The 24,378-nt window shown below is 55.8% G+C and carries 24 protein-coding genes and 1 riboswitch; of the genes, 9 read left to right on the top strand and 15 right to left on the bottom strand.

The window, feature by feature from the left end:
• Positions 1-84 precede the first annotated feature (84 nt).
• The 5 genes from AAFN83_RS11015 to AAFN83_RS10995 are packed head-to-tail and all read left to right on the top strand — an operon-like array spanning position 85 to position 3,481.
• Positions 85-483: a NusG domain II-containing protein gene (locus tag AAFN83_RS11015; protein WP_347769198.1), complete on the top strand. Its 399-nt coding sequence runs from the start codon at positions 85-87 to the stop codon at positions 481-483.
• A complete protein-coding gene (locus AAFN83_RS11010; RefSeq protein ID WP_347769196.1) occupies positions 467-1,012 on the top strand; it encodes a Gx transporter family protein in 546 nt (181 codons plus the stop codon). The genes AAFN83_RS11015 and AAFN83_RS11010 overlap by 17 nt, the downstream gene beginning before the upstream one ends.
• Positions 1,009-1,848, top strand: coding sequence for an ATP-binding cassette domain-containing protein (locus tag AAFN83_RS11005; RefSeq protein ID WP_347769194.1), 840 nt, complete (start codon positions 1,009-1,011; stop codon positions 1,846-1,848). Before AAFN83_RS11010 ends, AAFN83_RS11005 begins: the two co-directional genes overlap by 4 nt.
• Positions 1,824-2,705 (top strand): ATP-binding cassette domain-containing protein, encoded by an 882-nt coding sequence (locus tag AAFN83_RS11000; RefSeq protein ID WP_347769192.1) that lies wholly within the window; start codon positions 1,824-1,826, stop codon positions 2,703-2,705. The genes AAFN83_RS11005 and AAFN83_RS11000 overlap by 25 nt, the downstream gene beginning before the upstream one ends.
• Positions 2,690-3,481 carry an energy-coupling factor transporter transmembrane component T family protein gene (locus tag AAFN83_RS10995; RefSeq protein ID WP_347769190.1) on the top strand — a complete coding sequence of 264 codons (792 nt, stop codon included), beginning with the start codon at positions 2,690-2,692 and terminating at the stop codon, positions 3,479-3,481. Before AAFN83_RS11000 ends, AAFN83_RS10995 begins: the two co-directional genes overlap by 16 nt.
• A gap of 171 nt (positions 3,482-3,652) precedes the next feature.
• Here the strand turns inward: AAFN83_RS10995 and AAFN83_RS10990 are convergent, their stop codons facing one another.
• The gene (locus AAFN83_RS10990) at positions 3,653-4,552 is read right to left on the bottom strand and encodes an AraC family transcriptional regulator (protein ID WP_347769188.1); all 900 of its coding nucleotides are present in this window, start codon (positions 4,550-4,552) and stop codon (positions 3,653-3,655) included.
• 151 nt (positions 4,553-4,703) lie between these two features.
• Here AAFN83_RS10990 and AAFN83_RS10985 point away from each other — a divergent pair, with 151 nt between their 5' ends.
• Together AAFN83_RS10985 and AAFN83_RS10980 are read left to right on the top strand one after the other, a co-directional pair.
• Entirely contained in the window at positions 4,704-5,177 is a 474-nt protein-coding gene (locus AAFN83_RS10985) for a MarR family transcriptional regulator (RefSeq protein ID WP_347769186.1), read from the top strand.
• A 147-nt stretch (positions 5,178-5,324) separates the two neighbouring features.
• Positions 5,325-6,734 carry an MDR family MFS transporter gene (locus AAFN83_RS10980; RefSeq protein WP_347769185.1) on the top strand — a complete coding sequence of 470 codons (1,410 nt, stop codon included), beginning with the start codon at positions 5,325-5,327 and terminating at the stop codon, positions 6,732-6,734.
• Between the two features lie 89 nt (positions 6,735-6,823).
• On the opposite strand, the gene AAFN83_RS10975 is transcribed toward AAFN83_RS10980, so the two are convergent.
• From AAFN83_RS10975 to AAFN83_RS10945, 7 genes are all read right to left on the bottom strand, one after another.
• A complete protein-coding gene (locus tag AAFN83_RS10975) occupies positions 6,824-7,435 on the bottom strand; it encodes a sugar O-acetyltransferase (protein ID WP_347769183.1) in 612 nt (203 codons plus the stop codon).
• Positions 7,432-8,658, bottom strand: coding sequence for an MFS transporter (locus AAFN83_RS10970; RefSeq protein ID WP_347769181.1), 1,227 nt, complete (start codon positions 8,656-8,658; stop codon positions 7,432-7,434). Before AAFN83_RS10970 ends, AAFN83_RS10975 begins: the two co-directional genes overlap by 4 nt.
• A gap of 127 nt (positions 8,659-8,785) precedes the next feature.
• The gene (locus AAFN83_RS10965) at positions 8,786-9,793 is read right to left on the bottom strand and encodes an ROK family protein (protein WP_347769179.1); all 1,008 of its coding nucleotides are present in this window, start codon (positions 9,791-9,793) and stop codon (positions 8,786-8,788) included.
• Between the two features lie 144 nt (positions 9,794-9,937).
• Positions 9,938-10,942: a polyprenyl synthetase family protein gene (locus tag AAFN83_RS10960; protein WP_347769177.1), complete on the bottom strand. Its 1,005-nt coding sequence runs from the start codon at positions 10,940-10,942 to the stop codon at positions 9,938-9,940.
• On the bottom strand, positions 10,939-11,400 hold the full coding sequence (locus AAFN83_RS10955; RefSeq protein WP_347769175.1) for a hypothetical protein: 462 nt from the start codon (positions 11,398-11,400) through the stop codon (positions 10,939-10,941). Before AAFN83_RS10955 ends, AAFN83_RS10960 begins: the two co-directional genes overlap by 4 nt.
• 174 nt (positions 11,401-11,574) lie before the next feature.
• Entirely contained in the window at positions 11,575-13,458 is a 1,884-nt protein-coding gene (locus tag AAFN83_RS10950) for an FAD-dependent oxidoreductase (protein ID WP_347769173.1), read from the bottom strand.
• A gap of 90 nt (positions 13,459-13,548) precedes the next feature.
• Positions 13,549-14,460 carry an FMN-binding protein gene (locus AAFN83_RS10945; protein ID WP_347769171.1) on the bottom strand — a complete coding sequence of 304 codons (912 nt, stop codon included), beginning with the start codon at positions 14,458-14,460 and terminating at the stop codon, positions 13,549-13,551.
• Between the two features lie 423 nt (positions 14,461-14,883).
• Between AAFN83_RS10945 and AAFN83_RS10940 the strand changes: the two genes are divergently transcribed.
• Positions 14,884-15,843, top strand: a complete 960-nt coding sequence (locus AAFN83_RS10940) for a 1,4-dihydroxy-2-naphthoate polyprenyltransferase (protein ID WP_347769169.1) — start codon at positions 14,884-14,886, stop codon at positions 15,841-15,843.
• Positions 15,844-15,911: 68 nt separating this feature from the next.
• On the opposite strand, the gene AAFN83_RS10935 is transcribed toward AAFN83_RS10940, so the two are convergent.
• The 3 genes from AAFN83_RS10935 to AAFN83_RS10925 form a co-directional block, all read right to left on the bottom strand.
• Positions 15,912-16,364 (bottom strand): threonine/serine exporter family protein, encoded by a 453-nt coding sequence (locus tag AAFN83_RS10935; RefSeq protein ID WP_347769167.1) that lies wholly within the window; start codon positions 16,362-16,364, stop codon positions 15,912-15,914.
• A gap of 16 nt (positions 16,365-16,380) precedes the next feature.
• Positions 16,381-17,088 (bottom strand): threonine/serine exporter family protein, encoded by a 708-nt coding sequence (locus AAFN83_RS10930; protein ID WP_347769489.1) that lies wholly within the window; start codon positions 17,086-17,088, stop codon positions 16,381-16,383.
• 260 nt (positions 17,089-17,348) lie between these two features.
• Positions 17,349-18,308: an aldo/keto reductase gene (locus tag AAFN83_RS10925; protein ID WP_481810502.1), complete on the bottom strand. Its 960-nt coding sequence runs from the start codon at positions 18,306-18,308 to the stop codon at positions 17,349-17,351.
• A 165-nt stretch (positions 18,309-18,473) separates the two neighbouring features.
• On the opposite strand from AAFN83_RS10925, the gene AAFN83_RS10920 reads away from it, so the two are divergent.
• Positions 18,474-19,319 (top strand): AraC family transcriptional regulator, encoded by an 846-nt coding sequence (locus tag AAFN83_RS10920; RefSeq protein ID WP_347769164.1) that lies wholly within the window; start codon positions 18,474-18,476, stop codon positions 19,317-19,319.
• 116 nt (positions 19,320-19,435) lie between these two features.
• Here the strand turns inward: AAFN83_RS10920 and AAFN83_RS10915 are convergent, their stop codons facing one another.
• The 4 genes from AAFN83_RS10915 to AAFN83_RS10900 form a co-directional block, all read right to left on the bottom strand.
• Positions 19,436-20,245, bottom strand: coding sequence for a transglutaminase-like domain-containing protein (locus tag AAFN83_RS10915; RefSeq protein WP_347769162.1), 810 nt, complete (start codon positions 20,243-20,245; stop codon positions 19,436-19,438).
• 14 nt (positions 20,246-20,259) lie between these two features.
• Positions 20,260-20,346: riboswitch (cyclic di-GMP riboswitch) on the bottom strand.
• Between the two features lie 187 nt (positions 20,347-20,533).
• Positions 20,534-21,487, bottom strand: a complete 954-nt coding sequence (locus AAFN83_RS10910; protein WP_347769160.1) for an ABC transporter permease — start codon at positions 21,485-21,487, stop codon at positions 20,534-20,536.
• A gap of 2 nt (positions 21,488-21,489) precedes the next feature.
• The gene (locus AAFN83_RS10905) at positions 21,490-22,611 is read right to left on the bottom strand and encodes an ABC transporter permease (RefSeq protein ID WP_347769158.1); all 1,122 of its coding nucleotides are present in this window, start codon (positions 22,609-22,611) and stop codon (positions 21,490-21,492) included.
• Positions 22,608-24,131: an ABC transporter ATP-binding protein gene (locus AAFN83_RS10900; protein WP_347769156.1), complete on the bottom strand. Its 1,524-nt coding sequence runs from the start codon at positions 24,129-24,131 to the stop codon at positions 22,608-22,610. Before AAFN83_RS10900 ends, AAFN83_RS10905 begins: the two co-directional genes overlap by 4 nt.
• Between the last annotated feature and the right edge of the window lie 247 nt (positions 24,132-24,378).

Genomic DNA, 24,378 nt, shown 5'->3' with positions numbered 1-24,378 from the left:
ACAAATGGTACAGGTGGGCCTTCCGCGTTTTCCAGGTCGCGAGCGGAGGCGCACCCTTCTTCGTATTGGAGCTGGTTATCTCCCATGTGGAAACTGTTCAAAAAAGCCGATCTCATCCTCCTCGCGGTTGTCCTTGTGATCGCCGCGTTCGTCATCGTGCCTTCCTTCCTTACCAAGAGCGAGAATCCTGCAGGCGGTAAGCTGTATGCCCAAATTACGGTGGACGGCAAGCCCTTCAAAACCGTGGAGCTGACGAGTGATGTCCAGGAGCTTAAGGTCGAAACCAAATACGGGTACAACTTGCTGAGAATGCATGACGGCGGCATCGAGATGGAGGATGCCGACTGCCCGGACAAGCTGTGCCTGACGTTCGGCACCGTCAATGCGGTCGGTCAGACCATCGTCTGCCTGCCGCACCGCCTTATGGTGCAAGTTATCAGTGAAACCGGTCAAGGAGGGGAAATTGATGGCGTCGCCTCCTGATCGCCTGGAACTGAAAAATGCCGCCATGATCTCCATCCTCGCATCGGTCGCCGTGGTGCTGGGCATTGTGGAATCGTTCATTCCGTTCGCGGTTGCCGTTCCGGGCGCCAAGCTCGGGCTCGGCAACATCATGGTGCTGACCTGCCTCTATTATTTCAAGGGACGGGACGCCATTACGCTCATCCTGCTGAAGACACTGCTGACCTCCTTCATTCTCGGCACGTTTTCGACCTTCTTATTCAGCCTGTTCGGCTCGCTGGCCAGCTTTCTTGTTATGTTCGCGCTGCTGCGCGTCAAGAAAGGGCTCTTCAGCCTGGCCGCCATCAGCATCGTGGGCGGCATCGCCCATAACCTCGGCCAGCTTGGGGCGGCAGCGCTCGTGCTCGGCAGCACGTCGATCTTCTTCTATCTGCCGCTCTTGCTCGTCGCAGGCGTTGTGACCGGCTTCTTCATCGGGGTTGCCTCGACCTTCCTCATCGGCTCGATCGACAAGCTGGGGCTGCTTCGCCCTGCAGGAGGTACGCCATGACCGACACCCCGATGATTCAGATGGACCGCGTGAGCTGTGCTCATGAGCCGGGAGGGCCCAACTTCCTCCGCGACATCTCCTTCACCATCCGCCCCGGCGAATGGGTAAGCATCGTCGGCGCGAACGGCTCCGGCAAGTCCAGCCTCGTGAAGCGGCTGAACGGCCTTCTGCCGATGAGCAGCGGACGCATCGTCGTAGACGGCATCGAGCTCACCGATGCAACCGTCGGCGACATTCGCGAGCGCATCGGCATGGTCTTCGCCAACCCCGACAACCAGTTTGTCGGGCTGACCGTGGCCGATGACATCGTCTTCGGCCTGGAGAACCGCCGCATGAGCCGACCGGAGATGGCGGACCGGCTCGCCCGCTATGCCGACAAGCTCGGCATCACGGAGTACCTGAACCGCCATCCCGCCGAGCTGTCAGGCGGCCAGAAGCAGCGCGTCGCGCTCGCAGGCGTGCTCGCCATGGAGCCGCAGGTCGTCGTCCTCGACGAGGCGACCTCCATGCTCGATGAGCAGGCCAAGACCGAGATGCTCGCGATTATCCGCGACATGCGCCGCGATGGAGCCTACACGCTCCTCTCGGTCACGCATGACACCGACGAGATGCTCGCATCCGACCGGATGCTCGCCATCGCGGACGGACACCTCGTGGCCGACGGCACTCCCCGCGAGCTGCTGACCGATCTGGAGCTCGTTCGGAGGCTCCGGCTCACCCCCTCCTTCGGAATGGCGCTCAGCCGGGAGCTGGCCGAGCTCGGCCTGCCGATCCCGCCGCTATCCAACGAAGGAGAATTGATGGAGGCATTATGGCGCTTGAATTCCAGCAAGTAACCTATACGTATCCAGGTGGAGCCGGGGAACGGCGCATCGGACTGGATGCCCTCGACCTCGTGCTGCAGGAGGGTCGGTTTATCGCCGTACTCGGCGCTTCGGGCTCCGGCAAGTCGACCTTGCTCCAGCACTTCAACGGCATCCTTCTGCCCACCGGAGGGCAGCTTCTTATCCTCGACTACACCCTTACGCCGGGTATGTCCGGCAAGGGCATGAAAGAGCTGCGGCGCCGCGTCGGGCTCGCCTTCCAGTTTCCCGAACAGCAGCTCTTCGCGGAGACCGTCGAAGAGGACCTTCTCTACGGGCCGCGCAATTTTGGCATGAAGCCGGAGGACGCGCGGATCGCCGCCCATAAGGCGGCGAAGGCGCTCGGGCTGGGCGAAGAGCTGCTCGGCCGCAATCCGTTCCACCTGAGCGGCGGACAGATGCGGAAGACGGCCATCGCCACCGTGCTGGCCGCCGACCCGGATGTCCTCGTACTGGACGAGCCGGCGGCTACGCTCGATCAAGCAAGCCGTGAGGAGCTGCTCACGCTCCTCGCTGATCTGTGCCGTCAGGAGGGCAAGACCGTCATCCTGGTCACCCATCGCCTGGAAGAGGTGCTTCCCTATGCCGAGGAATATGTCCTCATGGATCAGGGAAAAGCCGTCTTCCACGGCTCGCCTCGGGAGCTTCTCGAAACCGACGGCTTGATGGAGCGGGCCGGCATCGTCGCCCCTCCAGCCGTCCGCTTCCTGCGCTCGTTCTCCGAGCGGTTCGGCACCTCGCTGCCGGATGGTCCCTATCGGGCCGACGAGCTCGCCCGGTTCATCCGGGACGTCATCCGAAAGGAGCCTCCCGCATGTCCAATCGCATGATCATGGGCAAGTACATCAACACTGGCTCGTGGATGCACCAGCTCGACCCGCGCGCCAAGACGATCGCCATGCTGCTCTTCATGGTCGCCGTCTTTCTCGTCCGCTCGTCGGTCGATCTGGTGATCCTGGCCGCCTATTCCGTCGCCGTCATGGCGACAACCCGAATCTCCTTTCGCACGTATGCGCGGTCTCTTCGGCCGCTTCTTTTTCTCATGGTGTTCATCTTCGTCTTCCATGTCTTGTTCGACACGGGCGGCTCCTGGTACGTCGACCTCGGTCCGGTGAAGTTCTACTCCGGCGGTCTGCAAAAGGGCTTTCTCTCCGTCTCCCGCATGGTGCTGTTCGTGGCCTTCACCGCCGTGCTGACGCTGACCACTCCGCCGCTCTTGCTGACGCAAGCGCTGGAAAGCTTGATGAAGCCGCTCGCGCTTGTCGGCCTCTCGCCGCGGAAGATTACGCTCATGCTGACCACCTCGCTGCGCTTCATTCCCACCGTCTTCGAGGAGGCGAACAAGATTCTGCGCGCTCAAGCTTCCCGCGGGATGGACCTGCGCGACCAGAACGTGCTGCAGAAGGCCAAGCTGCTCATCTCGCTGCTCGTGCCGGTCACCGTTGGCGCCATTCGCCGTGCCTCGGAGCTGGTTGATTCCATGGAGGCGCGCGGCTACCGGCTGCATGCTCCCCGCTCCCGCTTCCACGAGCTGACCTGGGGCTGGGGCGACACGCTGCTTGTCGGCTCAACTGCCCTGCTCATCGGCATCACCCAGCTCGTCTGACTAAGGGTTAAAGAGGGCGCTGACACACAACACGGCACTCGAACAGAACCGAGAACCGGACTCCTCGCAAAGTATCCGTATCCCAACGGCTTTCACACAAAGAAGCCTCGCCTATTCCCAGGGGGAACGGCGAGGCTTCTTTCGTAAGCGGACAGACATGCTGGCGGACCCTCAGCCCTTTCGGCAAGGACAGAAGTAATGAATCGTCCCCTCTTCTGCTTCGAAGGACAAGTCCTTCGGGTACACCTCCGCGCTCCAGCCTTGGGAATAATCGGGCTCGTGTCCGTTTTCGAGAATCCCTCCCACTGTTAGCTCGTGAGCATGGCAGAAAACATCTCCATTGGCGAAGCTTCCGTTGATGTACCCGTCCCCCACCCGACAGGGGGCCAAGTCCCGATAGTCGAACCCCTCAGGAACCGCACTCCCTGCAGGAAGGAGCATGCCTGCCAGATAAGTGAAGGTGTTTGTCTCCTGATCGTATTCCCCCATCCAGCCGACATAACGGTCCACCACTGGAAAACTGCGCTCCAGCGGCTCAAATGCGTTTTCTTCAAAACACGTTGCCCACAGCGCTGGAACCGGGTTGTCCGGATTATCCCCTGCACCGTTGATGACCTTCTTGCCGATCATGCGAACCGCCGGAAGGTCAAGAAACTCGATTTTTCCCAACATTGCCACTTTGCATCCACTCCGTTCTTTTCCCGTGATTTGGGCCTGGAAGACGGCTCTCGGATAGAGGGCAAATACCGCACCCTTGCTTCGAGCCTGGGAAGGAGTAAGCCCGTGGAACTCTTTAAACGCGCGGGAAAACGCAGCATGCGAGTCATAGCCATAGTGGAGAGCAAGCTCAAGCACTGTCCTCTTCCCCTGCTGGAGCTCAAAGGCGCACAACGTCAGCCTTCGGCGACGGATGTATTCCGACAAGGGAATTTCCGTGAGGTAGGCAAACAATCGCGGCAGTTGATCCTTGGGGCAGCAGGCAATCCTCGCCGCTTTCGCATAGTCGATCTCCCCGGTCAGGTTCGCTTCCACATACTCGATGACCGCATTCATTCGTTCAAAGGCGTTCAAACGGATTTCTCCTCTCGTTATATGCTATCACGGGCAGCCGAATTTGCTTTGCATGGGACGAACGGTTCAAGCAAACCATATTTTCAAATGAAGTAGAAAAGAATACAGTAGAAGGAGTAAAATCGAATCTCAGTACTCGGAGGAAAAGAGTATGGATAACCATAAGCAAACGTTTGAAACCATTAGAACCGTATTTAATAAAATGACCTGGCTTAATAAGATAAAAATGGAGGAGAGCTTGAAAGGGTACACGCCCTCAGAGGTTCATTGTATTGAATATATTGAGAAGCACAAAGATCCGAACGTGACGCAGCTTGGAGAAGCCTTTTTTATGACTCGAAGCGCGATAAGCAAAATGACGAAGAGGCTGATAAATAAGGGGATTATCGAAAGCTATCAAAAAACGGACAACAAAAAAGAAGTGTATTTCAGGCTAACTGAAAAAGGACGAGCCCTTAATGAAATTCATGAGCGGTTGCATCAAGAGTTTTACGAACGAGACAAAGTTATATTTGATCAAGTAAGTGCGGAGCAATATGAAAAAGTAATGCATTTCCTTCAAGAATACAACAAGCATCTGGATGAGGAAATGATCAAATGGAGCAACAATCCTACAGTAGAATAATTGGAAATGTTTAATAGCCTAACTCTAAATAAGAGTTAGGCTATTTTTGTTGACTGGGACACAAAAATCATGTATCTTTTTGTTTACCAGGACACAATAATGAGTGTGCATGTGAAGAATCTATAACCACTTGAAAGGAAGCAACCTATGAAGAAAAGAAAAGCAAACCCTTTTGGGTTACCAAGAGAAATCCTTCTGGCAGCCTGGGCCATTGCCCTGGGGGCTATTGCGCCTATGCTCGATTCCACTATGGTGAACATCGCTATCGATAAGCTAACCAAGGATTTCCATACAACATTGCCGATCATCCAATGGGCCGTTACCGGCTATTTGTTAGCCCTTGCAATAGCCGTTCCCGTATGCGGGTGGATGATGAATCATTTTAACGGAAAGAGGGTATACCTTGGATCCGTTATTGCATTTGCAATCATTTCTGTTTTCGCAGGGGTTAGCTGGAATGTTTCCAGCTTCATCTTCTTTAGATTGATTCAAGGCTTTAGCGCCGGGATTATTACTACTCTTATGTCAACTCTTTTGGTCAAAACAGCAGGCCATGAAAACCTGGGAAGGGTCATGGCGATTGTAAGCACGCCTATGATTTTTGGCCCCATCCTTGGCCCAATACTAGGGGGCTTCATCGTCCAGGTTGCATCCTGGCACTGGATTTTTTTCATTAATGTATTTTTTGCACTCCTGACCGTCCCCTTCATGGCAAAAAACATTCCCGATTTTGAGCCGTTTAAGAAGGATCGACCACTCGATCGCATTGGCATTCTCCTTTTAGCCATAATGAGCAGCAGCTTGATTTATGGAATCACTCAAGCCGCTGAACATGCGTCTTTCTCTAACCACGAAACTTACTTATGGGTAGGAATTGGTTTGGCCTTTGCCATCAGCTATATGCTGTATAATCGCATCAAAAAAAATAAAACCGTGTTGCCCTTGCATTTATTCAAGCACAAGACCTATTCCGCATCAACTGCAGGGTTACTCTTAGCCAATATCTCCATTATGGGGCCGATGTTGATCGTTCCCTTGTTCTTTCAGAACTTCCGTCAGTACACGGCAATCGAAACCGCCCTAGCATTAATTCCTCAAGGTATCGGGATGCTGGTTACCAGACCCTTAATCGGAAGGATGATTGATAAAATTGGTGCTAAATATGTGGTTATCGTAAGTTTACTTGTCTCTCTTATTGGCACGATTCCCCTCATCTTTATCACAGATAAGACAAGTATCATTTGGATCTCCATCCTCTTATTTATTCGGGGCACGAGTTTTGGGGGAATTATGCTTCCCATGACAAGTGATGCATATACAGGACTTCAAAGCGAGCAGCTTCCGGAAGCAGGTGTGGGGATTACGATTATTGAGAATCTTGGTTCAAGCCTTGGTACCGCTTTTATTGCAACCGTGGTTTCAACGGTTCAGGGAACGCAAGCAACCCCAATCACCAGTTTAAGCGGCTACCATGCAGGATTCTTTGCCTCCATCGTTGTCCTTGGGTTAACGTTCATTCCTGTCTCTTTCCTGACGCATAAAAAGACAACGGTTTAATCTCAGAGGGTTACCAACCGAGTCTCTGCTCATTGAACAAACCAAAAAGGCAGCCCTGTCACGAGGACAGGCCGCTGCCTTTGCGCTTTTTACCGATAATCCGTTACGTCGAATTCCCGATCCTTGTAATAATACTTCCGGTCCTCTTCGGTAATTTCCCGGATCACCTTGCAGGGACTTCCCACCGCGATCACATTATCCGGGATGTCCTTGGTTACGATGCTTCCTGCGCCGATGACGACATTGTTGCCGATCGTCACACCGGGGTTCAGGATGACGTTGCCGCCGATCCAGACATTATTGCCAATGGTGATGCCAATTCCGTACTCATAGCCCGAATTGCGGGAGTCCGGGTGAAGGGGATGCCCCGCCGTATAGATCGACACATTCGGCGCAAACATGACATTGTCGCCGATGATCACCTTGCCTACGTCAAGAATCGTGCAGTTGAAGTTGGCGTAGAAGTTGTTGCCTACCTCGATGTTGGAGCCGTAATCACAATGGAAGGGAGCCTCCACGTGAACCGCTTCCCCGGTTTTGCCGAGAATGCGGCGAATCAATGCATCCCTTGTCTCATGGTCATCAGGCTCGAGGAGGTTGTATTCCCGAATGTTTCGCTTGTTTGCCATTCTTTCCTCACTAAGTCCATCCAGCCAGGCCTTGTAAGGCAGCCCCGCCAGCATGCGTTCCTTTTGGTTCATCGGTTCATTCGTCCTTTCATCATCATGATGCGATTGACTCTCTCCGCACTCAGCAGCATCAGCCCAAGGAAGGCCATTACCACGTAGGGGAAAAAGGTGAGGCTTGTCTTTGCTGCAAAGGCACCAAAGAGCGGGGGAAGAAACGTACTGCCTGTATAAGCTACCGCCATCTGAACGCCCATCAGCTTCATCGATTGCTCCCGTCCGAAGCGCGCCGGCGTCTCGTGGAGAAGCCCCGGATAGATCGGCGCCAGGCCGAGGCCGATGAACAGAATCGCGATGAGGGACGCTTGGGCGGGAAGTGGGAGCAGCAGCAGAATGCCGCCGCCTATGGCGACCAGTTGACCGTAGCGGATGAGAAGCCGATTCGATACCTTCAGGGTCAGGAACCCGGTTAGGAGCCGACCGAGGGTGATGCCCCCGTAATACATCGAAATCCACCCGGCTGCCGTATCCGCCGCCACCTGCCGCGCGCCGACCAGATAACTCGCTCCCCATAGGCCCACCGTGCTCTCCGCTGCGCAATAGAGCAGGAAAGCAGCAAGAGTGGGCTTGACTCCCCGGAGCTGGAGCACCTTGGTCGGGACTTGCGAGGCTTGCAAGGTTTGCGAGGCTTCCGATTCTTCCGGTATGGAAGGCTCAGAACGGTTTAATGCCTCACCTTCCCGGCTCGCGGCGACCCGCTTCCACAAAGGCAGCGTGACAAACAGCAGGACGACCAACGCAAACTGGATGATAGCCACCGTCGCATACCCGCCTCTCCAGGAATGCGAGCCCGTGAGCGAAGCGGACATGATGATCGGTCCCATCGTTGCCCCGACTCCCCAGAAGCAGTGCAGCCAGTTCATGTGATGCGCCTTATAATGCTCTGCGACATACTGATTCAACCCCGCATCAACCGCTCCTGCCCCCAAGCCAAGGGGAATCGCCAGAATGGTAAGCCACAAGAACGACGGTGACAGGGAGAAACCAAGCAAGGCTCCTGCGGTCAGCATGCAGCTGATCAAGGTGACCTTTCCAGTCCCGAAGCGCTGAACCACCGTCCCGCTTGCCAAGCTGGAGAGGATGGTTCCGCCCGAGACGATCATGGCCAGAAGCCCCGCCGAATCCAGGCGTGCTCCGAGCTCCAGCCTCATCACGGGCCAAGCCGAGCCGAGCAGCGAATCAGGCAGCCCCAAGCTGATGAAGGCCATATAGATAACCAGTAAAAACCAAGTAGCCACGCCTACACCCTTCCACATATCATAATACCTTTATAAAGTAACTTTATTAAATATGCAACAGACGTTGTCTCTTGTCAAGACAGGGGGAGAACGCTTCTTTGAATTAGACGCGCCGCCAACCCCTTCGTTATCGAAGCTCCAGCAGACTCGGCTCCAGTGCCTTGAGCGTCAACCAGCGCATTCCCGCTTCAAAGTCCTCTTGAAAGGTATCCAGCTGCACCACTTCCGGGTTAGCCGCCATCGGGGTTTGTCGCAGAAACGCCTTCCAGGCCGACTCCCACACGGTCGCTCCGACTCGATCCTGGTAGATCACCACTTTATCCGGGGCGAGCACCGCATTTACGCTCTGAATGATTCGGCAAGCCCCAGCCAAAAAAACCTCTGGTGCAAGCTTTCCGTGCCAGTCCAGCATCGCCGTCGGAAGGAAGCTGATCTCTCCCGCCATGCCTTGCTTCCCCCTCATGATTTTGCCATCCAGGTAGATCCCCATCCCCGGTGGATACTGTGCAGGAAAATAAATACCGACCGTACACGACTCTTCGTCTGCAGCCTGCTTTGCGCAATACCCGCTGATGGCGGCATTCATATCGTTCTCCACAACAACCGGCAAACCAAACTGGCTTTCGATCTCCTCGATCATCCGATAGCCGGTCAGCTCCCGATGACCGGTGACGGTCACTATTCCATTTACCGCTTGTCCGGGGATGCCCATGCCGATCACCTTGATGGAGGGGTAAGCTTCAAGCAGCCGTTCCATTACCTCGTAGAAGCCCTGCCGCTCGAACACCGGCATGACGAGTTCCTCCTTGAACAGAACCCGGTCCTCCAGGTTCACCACCGAAGCCGTAATCTGTTCCTGGCCTTCCTTCTCTCTCATATACAAGACAAGCGCCAGGCTGTAGTCAAAATTGTACCGGTAGGTGAGCGCAGGCCGTCCGCCATTGGAGGGGACGATCTCATCCTCTACCATCTCGCCGCGATCCTGCAGCTCCTTCACCAGGGAGTTGACCGTCACCACGCTGAGCTTGGTCAGAGCGGCCAGCTGCGGCTTGGTTGCCGTCTCCATGCGCTTCATCACCTGGCGCACGTTGTTCAAATTGATTTCCTTCATGAGGTTGGCGTTTGCGTTCTTCATGGGTCCCCCTCTTGATTCAGCCGATCCAGCGATCCTGATGCTCCTATTATACTACAAAAAAATCCCCCCGCAGGAAGCCAAAGCCATCCGAAGCCGTTCGAGAACGGTTCTTTCGAAATGCCTCTTTCCACAGGGGGAACTTCATTACTCGGTAAAATAGCGAAGGAATTGTTCCAGGTCATCAGCCGCCGGATGGGGGCGCAGCCTGGCGATCATGCGCTCGGCCTTCAACGCGTAGGAGCGGCTCAGGGCGAGGGATCGCTCAATCGCGTCGGACTCGGCAATCCTTCGCGTCACGCGGGCGAACTCCTCCGGTGCGGAGTCGGGGCCTAAGGAGAGGATCTCACGCGCGAGCGGCGTGCTTCTGTCCTCCAGCGCATAGAGCACCGGCAGGGTCACGTTGCCCGCCATCAGGTCCGAGCCGGCCGGCTTGCCGATCTGCTCCGCCGTCTCCACGTAGTCGAGCACGTCATCCTTGATCTGGAAGGCCATGCCCACCGCCTCGCCAAACGCATAGAGACGGCGGTTGACCTTCTTGTCGGCCTGGCTGAGCTCGGCTCCGATGCGGAACCCGTTCGCCATGAGCACAGCGGTCTTGTTTCTCGACTTCTCTAAATAGTCGGAGAGGCTGAGGTCGTAGTTGAAGCGGTTGTCGAGCTGCTGATACTCCCCCATGCAGAGCTGCATCAGCAGCATCGCCACATCAGCGAGCTTGGGCTTGCTTCCGCGGGAGGTGCGTTCGCTCCAGGCGGAGGGGTCAGCTTCATCGAGCGCCCATTCGACCGCCCGCGCCATCATGTAGTTCGCGATGTGCGCGGCCGCCGCAACGCCTACCTCCTTGTGCAGGGTAGGCGCCCCGCGCCGGAGCTCCGCCCCGTCAATGATATCGTCGTGAATGAGCGAAGCCATATGCAAGTATTCGAGAATAAGGGCTGCCTTCCTAACGTTCGTGGGATCCGGCTCCGTCCCGAAGCGTGCCCCAACCAGCACCATCATCGGTCGAAGCCGTTTCCCTCCCGCTTCCACGAGTCGGGCCACACTCTCCGCAATCCAGGGTTCCGTCTGGATATCGGGGTCCGTTGCCGCGATGGCGACCAGTTGCTCGTTCAGCTCCGCCAGGTTGATACGGAGGGCTTCATGAAGCTTCATTGCGGCCTCCTTGTGCGATGTTGTCCTTGCGCGTAACGTTCCACGAAGGTCCGAAAGCCCGCATCCAGCTCAGCCAGCGCAAGAGGCAGAGAAAGGCCGGAAGCAAGCCCGATCTGAATTTTCTTGTGAACCGGCGACAAATGGGTGAGCAGCTCACGCTCTTCAAATTGAACAAGCCAACGAATATAGCCTCCGAAGAGGTAATCCCCGGCAAGCAAGCGCCTTGTCCGCTCCTCATTCTCCGGAACCTCCAGCTCCTCATGCCGGGTTAGCCCCAGGTAGAGCAGCATGTAACTGCCCAGGATAGCCACTTTACGCTTCTTGCTGAGCTTGGTTGTATCCAGAAGCTCCGCAAGCGGAGCAAGCTTCTGCTCGTCCAATGCCAGATCGATGCCTGTCCGGGGATCCATCAGCAGGTTCACTTTCGTTCGTGTGTCTGCTATCAGTTTGCTGTCCATAAGTCCCATTCCTTCACTCTGGTTCTTCCCGCCCGCGAATCGGCTTTCTCTTAAGATGGCACACACGCTCTAGCGCAAGCAAGCCCTGTCTCAGAAAAAGCCTGCACCCCCTCCCGGCATGCCGCCGGGCGGTGATGCAGGCATCCGACAAACGAATGTCAACGACTGGCTGAATTAATCGGCGTACAGGTAGTAGCGCTTGATGAACGGAATGCGTCTCGCCACTCTCTTCAGACGCGGGTAGACGTAGTAGTCGAGACCCAGCGTGCTGCCCGAACCGCCGATCAGGGCGAAGCCGGCGAACAGGTACCAGAGCATTTCGGGCGGAGCCATACCGGACACCCAGATCATGATCCCCATGGCGATCGTGATGATCGCGGCTGGAGCCGTGAACAGACCCAGCATCAGCAAGGCGCCGCAGACCAATTCTGCACCGACCATACCGAACTGGAACACTTTCGCGAGGGCCGTAAAGCCGCCGTCATTGGTGTAGAAGAACAGGTTCATGGACCAGTCCACGATTTTGTGGATCCAATCCCATACCGGAAGAGCGGACAGGGCTTGTTCCGTAGCCTTGGAAGCCGCTGCCACCGCGTCGGCACCAACTGCCTCCGCACCGGCTTTCGTTGCTTCGGCAAGAGAAGCTCCTGCCGTTCCGTCTTTGGCTACGCTGGAAGCCGGAATCAGGAAGATCTTGTTCGGATCGTCTATGATCTTACCAAGCTTCTCCCAGCCCTCTTGGAACCATTTGAACCCGACGAAGATCCGAAGCGGAACGAGCCAGAAGTTCGGCGAACGCTTGGAGAAGTGGCCGCCCAGGAAGCTTCTGCGGTGCTTCACATGGAAGATCTCATGCAGCAGGTAGGAGTACACCTTGTTGAACCCGAGCACTTGGAACAGGTAGAGCATGTTGATGGCATGCTTCGAAAGCATAGCCATGAAGCCGGTCAGCTTGAACATCATGTTCGGAAGACCGACGTTGGCGACACCGTAGCGGCTGCCGATGCTGACCATCATGCCGTGGAAAGTCGGCTTGTAGGACTTCTTCGGCTTGCCGTTGAATTCGGAAGAGATGTTATGAGCGATCAGCGGAGCAGCAGCTTCCGCGTTCTCGACCATCTGCGGAACCGGAGCGGTTGCGCCTTCCGGAATGTAGAAAATATTATCCCCGACCACGTACACTTCCGGACGATCCGGAATTTGCAGCTTGTCGTTGGTAAGCAGACGCTTGCGGCCCTTCTGCTCGACATCAAGGTTGCCCGCCAGCTCGGAGCCTTCAACACCGGCCGTCCAGATGACCGTCTTGGACGCGATCTCCTGGTTGCCCAGCTGAACCCCTTGCTCGCTGACTCCCGTAATTTTCGAACCTGTGATGATGTTGACGCCCAGCTTTTTCAGATAGCGCTCCGACTTCTGGATGAGCTTATCAGGAAGAATGGGCAGGATTTTGTCGACCATATCGACGACATAGAGGTTAACCTCGGAACGCTCGATATGATGTTCACGGCAAAGATCTTGCACGTACTCGGCGAGCTCGCCGATCATTTCTACACCGGTGAACCCGGCGCCTACTACAACAAACGTAAGCATTTGCTTGCGCTTGGCTGCGTCCCGCTCCTTAACGCCTTCGCGGAACATGTGAAGAATTTGCTCCTTCAGGTTGACGGCGTCGTCGAAGGACCAAAGGGAGAAGGCATGCTCTTCCGCTCCGGGAATTCCGAAGTAGGTCGGCTTGCTGCCTGTTCCGATAACCAAGTAATCATAGCCGTAAGCTTTTTTGTCCCCTTGAAGCTTTTTGGAGTTGAAATCAATAGTGGAGATATCGTCTTGAACCACATCGACATTCTTGAAACCGGCAAACACCTTCTTCAGATCAACCTTGATGGAGTCTTCGTCCACCCGGCCGGCGGCTACTTCGTGCAGCTCGGTCAGAAGAGTGTGATACGGGTTTCTGTCGATGAGGGTAATGCGTACATCATGCTTTTTCAGCTGCTTCCCGAGTTTTTTGGCCGTTAGGACACCGCCGTAACCGCCCCCCAGAACAACGATCTGTTTCATACGTTACACCTCTCGATAGATTCTAAACTTGATGATTTGAACCCGCAGCAACGCAAACGGCTGCCGCGGGTCCATCTAGATGCCTGATTCTTATTTTGCTTGTTCCAGTGCCTTCTTGGCAAGCTCAACAAATGCGCCGACGTGGATGGATACGCCGGATACTGCGTCCGTCTTGCCTTCGCCGTTCACGGTGATGGCTGCCGGATCTTGCTTCTCAAGTACGAAAGCTTCAGCCTTAGCCGTTTGCTCGTGCCACTCGGAGGAAGCGCCGCCCTTCTTCATGCCGTACTCGCCGCTCTTCGAACGGGTAACTTTGTCCGTGCCGCCGTCCTTGTGCGTGCCGTTCCATTGAACAGCCAGGATCTTGCCGTTCAGGACCGTCAGGGTAACGTTGTCTTTCCAGCCGGAGCTAGCGTCGAAATCAGCTGCTTCTGCCTTGTAGGTACCGTCCTTGTAAGGACCTGCTTCAACTGCACCAGCGTCCAGTGCCTTCTTGGCGAGGGTAGCGAGGCCGTTTACGTGAACGGATACGCCGGAGATAGCATCGGTCTTGCCTTCGTCATTGAAGGTGATAGCTGCCGGATCTTGCTTCTCGAGCAGGTAAGCTTCAGCCTTAGCTGCTTGCTCATGCCACTCGGAGGAAGCGCCGCCGGCTTTCATGCCGTACTTGCCTTCAACGGAGTATTCCTTCTTGTCGATGCCGCCGTCTTTGTTGATCGCGGTCCAGTTCACGGATACGATCTTGCCGCTTTCTACCTTCAGGCCAACTACTTCTTTCCAGCCAGTCTTGGCGTCGAAGTCGTCTCCTTGTGCGTAGTATACGCCGTCTGCGTAGGTACCTTGGGCCGGTGCGGTGGATGCGCTAGGAGCCGTGGAAGCCGCGGTCGTAGGTGCTACCGATGCCGAAGGGCTCGGCGACTCGCTGGATTCCTTGCTTCCGCAGCCTGCTGCGAGAGCGGCGGTAAGCGAAAGAGTCAATACAATTGCTGCTGTCTTTTTCATTACAAAATTTCCTCCCCTTTTCATGTCTAACTGTGATTGATTTCACACATGATCTGATTATAGCAACACTTGCTGAAAAAATATAGTGATTTTTCTCACTTCGTGAGAATTGAATCTTTTGACACATTTTGTCGACAAACATGTGCATTTCCAAGGGATCGATTTCCTGTAATGGAAGCTGATAAAAAGGGCCCGCACCTTATCTTACCCAATTGTTTCACCTTCAACCAGCAGCCGTTCACTCCTTCCGTCCAGCGAAAAAGCGGGGGAACATTCCTCTTCATTATGACAGAAAATTGTTCGAAAACAAGAATCATTTTCATTTATGTGGACAAATTTCTTTATGCGCGCTATGATCGGCTGTGAAATCTGCCCCTTCTGCATTTTTCGCAAAATGACCATTATCAAGCAGGTGATCTCATCATGAATGTACGTAGCTTCCTGAAATTGGTGGAGATTCAAACCAAAGTGGCGAGCGTGATCCCCTTTCTCCTCGGAACGCTGTACGCCGCCTTCCGCTTTGAGCAGTTCAAGCCGCTGGCTTTCGGCCTCATGCTGCTGTCGCTCCTCACCTTCGACATGGCCACCACGGCCATCAACAATTACATGGATTACAAAAAAGCGCTTAAAACAACAGGCTACGGCTACGAGAGCCACAACGCCATCGTCCGCGATCGGTTGAGTGAACGCTCGGTTGTCCTCGCGATCCTTGCCTTGCTTGCCATCGCCGCACTCTCCGGCCTTGTGCTCGTGTGGAACAGCGATCCGCTCGTCTTCTTCCTGGGAGGTCTTTCCTTTCTGGTCGGCATTCTATACTCGTTCGGACCGATTCCGATCTCCCGCATGCCGCTCGGCGAGCTTTTCTCTGGACTGTTCATGGGCTTCGTACTGCTTTTCATCAGCGTCTTTATTCAGACCGATTCCGGGCAGCTCGCCTTGCTCGACCTCAGCAGCATCGGGGAGGGAACCGTCTCCCTTCAGCTTCAGCTCATTGAAATTCTGGCCGTCGCCGGTATTTCCATCCCAACCATAGCCGGGATCGCCAACATCATGCTCGCCAACAACATCTGCGACATGGAGGAGGACCTGGAGAACCGCCGGTACACCCTTCCCCAATACATCGGCAAGAAGAACGCACTGCGCCTGTTCAAAGGCATCTACTACGTGTCGTACGTTGATATTCCGATCCTGTTCTTCCTCGGTGTCCCGCCCTATCTGCTCCTCCTGATCGTGTTGACGGTCATCCCGCTGCGGAGCAACATCAAGCGGTTTGAGGAACAGCAGGTCAAGGCCATCACCTTCAGCCTGTCGGTGAAAACCTTCCTCATTCTATCGGTCGCCCGCCTCATCGTTCTTGGTCTAGCCGTGCTGATCGTTTCCTGATTCTTCATAAGAATGAGAAAAGCTGCCTTCCCGGTTATCCATCTATCGGGAGGCAGCTTGTTTTCGGTTTAAGAGGCGCGCCGTGCCCTTTCCTTGCGAAGGGAAGGCCTTTTGAAGATCACGTTGGTTACTTCGGAGAAGATCAGTCCAATGGCAATCGCCCCGGAGATCAAAAAGGCGCGGGCTGCCGATTGCGTAGCCAGGCTGTAATCTCCCTCGACGAACAGGCGCATGGCGTCATAAGCGAGTCCCCCGGGTACGAGTGGGATGATCCCCGAGACGCTGAAGACGATGATCGGCGTCTTGAACATGCGGGCGAGGATCTGGCTGATCAGCGTCACGAAGAACGCAGCCGCTACCGTGGAGATGACGAGATCGAATCCTTCTGCGGACAAGGACACATAGAGCGCCCAGCCGAGCATGCCGACGAATCCGCATTGCAGCAGGACCTTGCGCGGAACATTGAACAGGATGCTGAAGGCGGCCGATGCGACAAAGCTGGTGACAAGTTGAACGAGCATGATCGAACGCCTCCCTTTAGAAAAATGAATAGACCATTGCAATGCCTGTCCCGATTGCGAATGCAGTCAGGAATGCTTCTGCGCCCTTGGACAGCCCGGAAACCAGGTGGCCGGCCATCAGGTCGCGCACCGCGTTGGTTATCAAGAGCCCGGGTACAAGCGGCATCACCGAGCCGATCACGATCTTGTCGATCTCGCGGCCAAGCCCCGTTCGAACGGACAGAATGGCGATGAGCCCGATCAGGAAAGCGGCGAGCAGTTCCGAGAAAAATTTCAGCGGCACAAAGCGGTGGACAAAGATCGAGGCGGCAAAGCCCGCCCCTCCGGCCGCCATGGCGGGAAGAAAGTCCGCCCAGGTGCCTTGAAACATCATGAGGAAGCAGCCGCTGGAGAGAGCAGCCGCCAGCAGTTGAATCCAGGCAGGATAAGCCAGCTTGCTGGATGCGACCTCCTCAAGCCTTCCCCTGACCTCTTCCAGCGTCAGGCTGCCGCTCACCGCTTCTCGGGAGATGCTGTTGACCAGCGTCACCTTCCGAAGGTCGGTAGATCGGGCGGAGATGCGCGCCATCTTGGCCGGCCCTCCCTCCGAGCGCGAAAACCAGATTCCGGTCGGCGTGACATAGCTTTGGGCGTTCTCCGCACCGAAAGCCGCCGCCATGCGGGTCATCGTGTCTTCCACGCGATAAGTCTCCGCGCCGTTTTGCAGCATGAGCTTGCCTGCCATTAGGCAGATCTCCACAATCCCGTCCTTGCCCTGTGCTTCTACTCCGGCTTGGCTTTCTTCCACTTGCGATGGTGTATCGGTTTGTTCTGTCATTTCGGTATTCTCCGGCCTCACTCTCAAGATATCGAGGCCATTATACCATGCCGCCATCTGCCTTCCAATGGGAGGTATCCTCCGAACGGATAAGAATGAGGAAAGACAGCAAAAGCCCGCTTCATCCCATGAGCCTGGGTGGAAGCGGGCTGTGCTTTGCTATCCTCTTATCCCTTTAGGATTTCTTCGATGCGGGCGATCTCATCTGCCGTGAAGTCCTTCGCGTTCGCAGCGGCTACCGCGTCCTCGATCTGGCTCACTCGGCTCGCGCCGATCAGCGCCGAGGTTACCCGTCCACCGCGAAGAATCCAGGACACCGCCATTTGCGACAGCTTCTGGCCGCGACCCGCCGCGAATTCGTTCAGCTTGCGGACTTTGCCCATGACCTCCTCGGTGAGCGATTCCGGCCGCAGGAATACACTCTTGCCCGCAGCGCGGGAGTCCGCCGGAATCTCATTCAGGTAACGGTCGGTCAGAATGCCCTGTTCGAGCGGAGAGAAGGCGATGCTGCCGATGCCCTCGGCGTCCAGCGCATCCAGCCATCCTTCCTGTTCCGCGCGGCGATCAAGCATGGAATAGCGGAATTGATGGATCAGGCACGGGGTGCCCAGCTCCTTCAAAATCTTCGCTGCTTGAACCGTCTGTTCAGCGGAGTAATTGGAGATGCCGACATAGAGCGCCTTCCCCTGGCGAACGAGGAGGTCGAGGGCCGCCATCGTTTCTTCAAGCGGCGTATCCGGGTCTGGACGGTGATGATAGAAGATGTCGACATAGTCGAGTCCCATCCGCTTCAAGCTTTGGTCCAGGCTGGAGACGAGGTACTTCTTGGATCCCCATTCCCCGTAAGGCCCCGGCCACATGTAGTACCCCGCCTTCGTGGAGATGATCATCTCATCGCGGTAGCTGCGGAAGTCGTGGTCCAGAATCCTCCCGAAGTTTTCTTCTGCGGAACCAGCGGGAGGGCCGTAATTGTTCGCAAGGTCAAAATGAGTAATGCCGAGGTCGAAGGCCCGGCGCACCATCTCGCGCCCCTTCTCATATGGATCGATGCCTCCAAAGTTATGCCACAGGCCAAGCGAAACGGCGGGAAGCTTCAGTCCGCTCTTGCCGGTTCGGTTATAGTTCATGGATTGGTAACGCCCTTCTGCTGCTGAATAAACCACGCTCTTCACTCCCTTTTCATGTGTGAATACGCCTTCATTATACCGTTCCCTCTCTCAAATGGGCATATCCTCATGTCCAAACTGTATAGTATAATGTCACCAAATGCCTGATCCAAAAGGAGCCTGTTCATGGAATTCTGTACCGTTCTCCCCTGCCGATCCCAAGTACCTGTCGACCTGCACTTTCTCTATTCCGGCTCCGAGCAGTGCGCCCCCGGTGCTTCCTGGGGTCCTGCTATCAAGGACCACTACAAGCTTCTCTTCGTCCATAAAGGGCAGGGCCGCTTTCGGTGCCAAGGCAAGGTTCACACCCTTACAGCTGGTCAAGGCTTCTTGATCTGCCCCGGTGTTATTATAACCATGGAGGCCGATTCCTTCACGCCTTGGGAGAAATCGTGGATTGCCTTTCACGGCTCTTATGCGGAGGCCTATCTGGCCAAAGCCGGACTGAGCGCCGACCAGCCCCTTTACCATGCGAGCAGCGACACAAGCTTGCCGGCAGCCTTCCGGGCCATGCGCGAAGCCGATGCTCCCGGGCCTAGCCGCGAGCTGAAGATGTCAGCCGCCTTCTTCCACCTCATGGCAGTCCTGCTCGAAGAGGCTTGCGGACAGACCGCCGACCCCAAACCGGCAAATCGACGGACGAGTTATGCGGCCCGTGCAAGGGAATACGTGGAGGTCAACTACTCACGAGAGGTAACCGTGGAGGAACTCGCCGCCGACCTCGGGCTCACCCGAAAGTACCTTTCCCGTCTCTTTAAGGAAGAGATGGGCTTGTCCCCCCAGCAGTACCTGCTCTCCTTCCGCTTGACGAAAGCCTCCCGGCTGCTGGAGGAGACATCCCTCTCCATTAAGGAAGTTTCGTATTCCGTGGGCTACAAGGACCCGCTCCTGTTCTCTCGCATGTTTAAGCAGCACTTCGGCTCCTCTCCCCGCCTTTATCGGGAAGCGAGCAGTTCACGGGCCGGAGCTTGATGCTCCGTCGATGAAGCCGACCCTTCGCGCCGCTCGACTCAGAGAACGGAGCACGTAAACCTGCATACCCCACAGAAAAGACCTGCAGCAACCGCTGCAGGTCTTGTTTATTCCAATTAGTATACTTTGCTCGCTTTATACTTGCTCTTGTCCTTGGAGAAGTCCTGCACTCCCTTGCCGGCATCCACGGTCGTATCCACCGTCACCCACTTGCCGTTCAGGTACACTTCGTTCCAAGCGTGATATACATTGACGTAATCACTCGTGCCCATGAGCATCTTGGTCGGGATGTTTTGGCTGCGCAGCATCGCCGCATAGAGCGAAGCATAATCGTAGCAGATCCCCAGCTTGGTTGCCAGCGTCCGGTCCGCTTCCGGCAGGTAATCGCTCTTCACACCGGTGGCTGCAAGCTTCTTATCGTACTTGATGTTCTTCACGAGGTAGGCATAGATGGCCTTGGCCTTCTCTTCGTCGGTCTTGGCGGACTTCGTCAGCTCAGCCGCCAGCTTGGCTGCTTGGCTGTCTGCCTGCCAGCGAACATTCTGGACAGAATTCAGGAAGACCTCATTCGGATTATCCAATTTGACGGTAACCGAAGCCTTCTGAATCTGACGATACTTATTGCCGCTCACCTGCTCCAGAACAGAAACCTGATAGTCCCCGTTGCCAAATTGCAGAGGGAAGGCTTGCTCTGCGCGGCTCGGCAGGTTATACGTATAGCTCGTGCTTCCCTTGGTGATCTGAACCTTCGTCTGCACATTGCTGCGCACCGGATAAGCAACCGAGATCACTCCGCGGTTCACCGCATCCTGGTTAAGCCAAACGGACGCGGAAGCTTCAGCGGACACCTTCGTAGCGGAGAAGGGAACAATGGCCGAGGAAGCCGTAAAGAGAGCGAGCGATACAATTACAGCCATTTTTTTCATCAGAAAAAGCTCCTTTCGGTAGCTGGCTGCCATTCGTCATTGGACGAGAAGGCCCTGTAGCTTTGCGTCCCTATCTTTCGACAGGTTTGCCGTTATCGGTGAAGCTCTCGGTTGAGAACTACTCTAGTAATGTCTTACTAGTTTTATAGTATCATAGAATCCCTCAGAGGCAACAGGACTTGTACCCTATTTTTGCAAAAACAAGGCCTAAAAAAACGTTCCGTGCCTCTCCTGGGAGAAGAACGGAACGTATGATTGAGCGAAGCATGACTCCCGATGGGGGTCTTCTTAGCGCTTGCCGGAGTCGAACGGTTCGCCGGCGGCTTTCGGCGCCTGCGACGATTTCGAGAACAGGACGAGCGCGATCAAGGTAACCACGTACGGGAATACCTTCAGGATGACCGCAGGGATGACCTGGAACGACGGGATAACCTGCGACACGTTCGCGATGGTGCTCGCGAAGCCGAAGAAGAACGTCGCGGCCAGAACGCCGAGCGGTTTCCACTGGCCGAAGATCAACGCGGCCAGAGCCAGGAAGCCGAGACCGGCCACACTGCCGTTGAACTCACCCGAGTAGGTGGAGATGATGATCGCTCCCCCGAGGCCGGCGAAGCCTCCGGAGATCATCACGCCCATGTACCGCATCTTGCGAACGCTGACACCGGCTGCTTCTGCCGCATGCGGATGCTCGCCGCAGGAGCGCAGGCGCAGGCCGAAGCGGGTCTTGAACAGCAGGAACGTGGACAGGATCAGAACCCCGAGGATAAACCAGGTGGTCCAGTAGGTCTGGCTGAAGAACAGTCGACCGATGATCGGGATGTCCGACAGAACCGGAATATCGAACTTCCGGAAGCCCTGCAGAATCCGGATGTTGCCGCTGCCCGTAATGTTGCGGGCCAGGAAGATGGTGAGCGAACCTGCCACCATGTTGATGGCCGTACCGGAAATAACCTGGTTGGCACTTAAGTTAATGCTTGCAAAGGCATGTAACAGGGAGAAGAGCACCCCGATTACGAAGGCCGCTACAAGGCCGACCCAGAGCGTCCACTGCTCGCCGGGGTAGGCGGCCTGAAGCTTGTTGATGGTCAAGGCGCCTGCAAATGCGCCTACGATCATCAAGCCTTCCAGGCCGATGTTGACGATCCCGCTTCGCTCGCTAAACAGGGCGCCGAGAGCGGTAATGAGCAGAGGAATCGTGTAGACAATGGCATACGGGAAGATGTTCGCAATCGTATCCCACATGATTACTCACCCACCCTTCCCACTGGTTTGGCTGCTTCGGCCGGGCTGTCCGGTTTGTCCGGTGCACTCGGCTTGCCGGGCTCCGCCTTGTTCGTGCGGCGGCGCTTGAGGAAGCTGATCAGGCGTTCGAACAGGATGCTCGTTGCCGCGAAGTAGATGATGATCGCAATGATCGTATCCGCGATTTCCGGCGGAATGTCGGTCATGGCGTTCATAAAGCCGCGGCCGGAGTACAGAACCCCGAAGAAGATCGCGGACAGGAAGACGCCGCCGGGAGCGCTAGCGCCAAGCAAGGCAACCGCGATGCCGTCGAAGCCTTGAGACGGGAGCAACCCGATTTGAATGTTCGAGGCATTCCCGGCATACTGCGCAACACCGGCAAGGCCGGCCAGACCGCCGGAGATCAACATCGACGTAATGATGCCGCGGTTGACGGCGATACCGGCATACTCCGCTGCGTCGCGGTTGTACCCGACTGCCTTCAATTCATAGCCAAGCGTCGTTTTGTTTATGATGAACCCGATGACAATGACGGCGATGATCGCCAGAAGAAACCCGAGGTTCACGTACGAACCGTTGAACAGGTCTGTCATGAAGGAAGCTTTCAACGAAGCTGCCTCCGGCAGGAGCTTGGATTCCGTTTCGAGAGAAGGTCCCTTGAAGTAAGCCGGAACCGCATAATACACGATCCAGTAACAGGACCAGTTCATCATGATGGTCGAAACCACCTCATGCACGTTGAACTTGGCCTTGAGGATGCCGGGGATGAGCGCCCACAGCGCGCCGCCAATGAAGGCAGCCAGGATCATCACAATCAGGAGCAAGACACGCGGCAAGTCAAAGGTCAGGCCGACCGCCGTTGCGCAGAGGCCCCCGAAGAGCATCTGCCCCGGTGCCCCGATGTTGAACAGCCCGGTGCGGAAGGAAAAGGCGAGCGACAACCCGGTGAAGATGAGAGGAGTCGCTGTCGCGAGGGTGTTGCCGATCCGCTCGCGGTTTTTGAGAGCGCCTGTGATCAGGAACCGGTACCCTTCAATGGGATCGTGCCCGGTAAAGATCATCAGCAGAGCGCCGGCCACTAAGCCGAGAATGACAGCCAGCAGGGATACGATCGCTTTTTTCATGCTCCTTCTCCCCTCTGTACGCCGGCCATCATGAGTCCGATTTCATTCTCGTTCGTTTCGGAGGCGAGAACTTCACCCACCAATTGGCCGTGGTTCAAGACCGCAATGCGGTCGGATACGTTCAAGATTTCATCCAGCTCGAGCGAGATCAGCAAGACCGCCTTGCCCTTGTCACGCTGCTCGATAAGCCGTTTGTGGATGTATTCGATCGAGCCGACGTCAAGCCCCCGGGTAGGTTGAACCGCGATCAACAAGTTCGGATCGAGTTCAATTTCCCGTCCGATAATCGCCTTCTGCTGGTTCCCCCCGGACAGGGAGCGCACGACTGAGATCGGTCCTTGCCCGGATCGAACGTCGAAGCTCTTGAGGATTTTGTCCGCATAGCTGCGGATCGCCTGCCGACGAAGAATACCGCCTTTGGCAAACGGCTTTCGGTTGTAGATTTGAAGCACCATGTTTTCTTCCAAGGTGTAGTCCAAGACAAGTCCGCGACGCTGACGGTCCTCGGGAATGTGCCCGATGCCTTCATAAATGCGATCGCGAATGCTCAGCTTGGCTATGTCATGTCCGTTATACCAGATCGTCCCGGATTCAATCTTCCGAAGCCCCGTGATGGCTTCCACGAGTTCGGATTGACCGTTGCCTTCGACCCCGGCGACGCCGACAATCTCACCTGCACGCACTTCCAGGGAGAAGTCAGCCAGCCCAAGCACCTTCTTGCTGTTGTTCACGTTCAGATGCTCCAGCTTCAGCACCGTTTCACCCGGCGCAGCCGGCTTCTTGTCCACCTTGAAGGAAACGTTGCGTCCGACCATCATCTCCGCCATCGCCTGCTCGCTCGTCTCGGCCACGTTCACCGTTCCAATCGTTTTGCCTCGGCGAATGACGGTACAGCGGTCGGCAACCGCTTTGATCTCCTTCAGCTTATGGGTGATCACGATAATGGACTTGCCTTCCTTAATCAGGTTGCGCATGATCTTCATCAGCTCTTCGATCTCCTGCGGCGTGAGCACCGCCGTCGGTTCGTCGAAGATGAGGATTTCTGCGTCACGGTAGAGCATCTTCAAAATTTCCACCCGTTGCTGCATGCCAACGGAGATGTTTTCGATCTTCGCGTAAGGGTCCACATTCAACCCATAGCGCTTGGACAACGCTTCAATCTTCTTCGCTGCCGTCTTCAGGTCCAGCACCGGCCCCTTTCGAAGCTCGGAGCCTAATACAATGTTCTCGGTTACGGTAAAATTCCCGACCAGCTTGAAATGCTGATGGACCATCCCAATCCCCAAATCGTTCGCAACGTTGGGACTTGCGATCTTCATTTCCTTCCCGCGCACTTGAATGTGGCCGCGGTCCGGCTGATACATGCCGAACAGGATGCTCATCAAAGTTGATTTACCAGCGCCGTTTTCTCCGAGAAGCGCATGGATCTCGCCTTGCTCAAGGCGCAAGGTAATGTCGTCGTTGGCGACAACGCCGGGAAACTCCTTGCGGATGTTAACCATTTCTACTACATATCCCATGGAAAGCTTCTCCTTTTGGACAAGGATGGTGATCGGGCGGCTTGCACGATGGGAAAGTGCAAGTCGAAGGAACCTTCAGGCGGCAAAAAACGGCTATGCGGTCCCGCGGCTTTCGGCCGCGGGACAACATGAGCCCGTCCTTCAAACGTGGTGCGCGCAAGCGCTAACAAGCGCCTATCGGTGAAAAAAAAGACGGAGGCTTCCGTCTTTTTTTCATTTCTTCATGGGATGCAAGCATCCACTGAGG

This window comes from Gorillibacterium sp. CAU 1737 (genome assembly GCF_039888655.1).
Taxonomy (GTDB): domain Bacteria; phylum Bacillota; class Bacilli; order Paenibacillales; family NBRC-103111; genus Gorillibacterium.
This window is presented reverse-complemented; position numbering and strand designations above follow the sequence as displayed.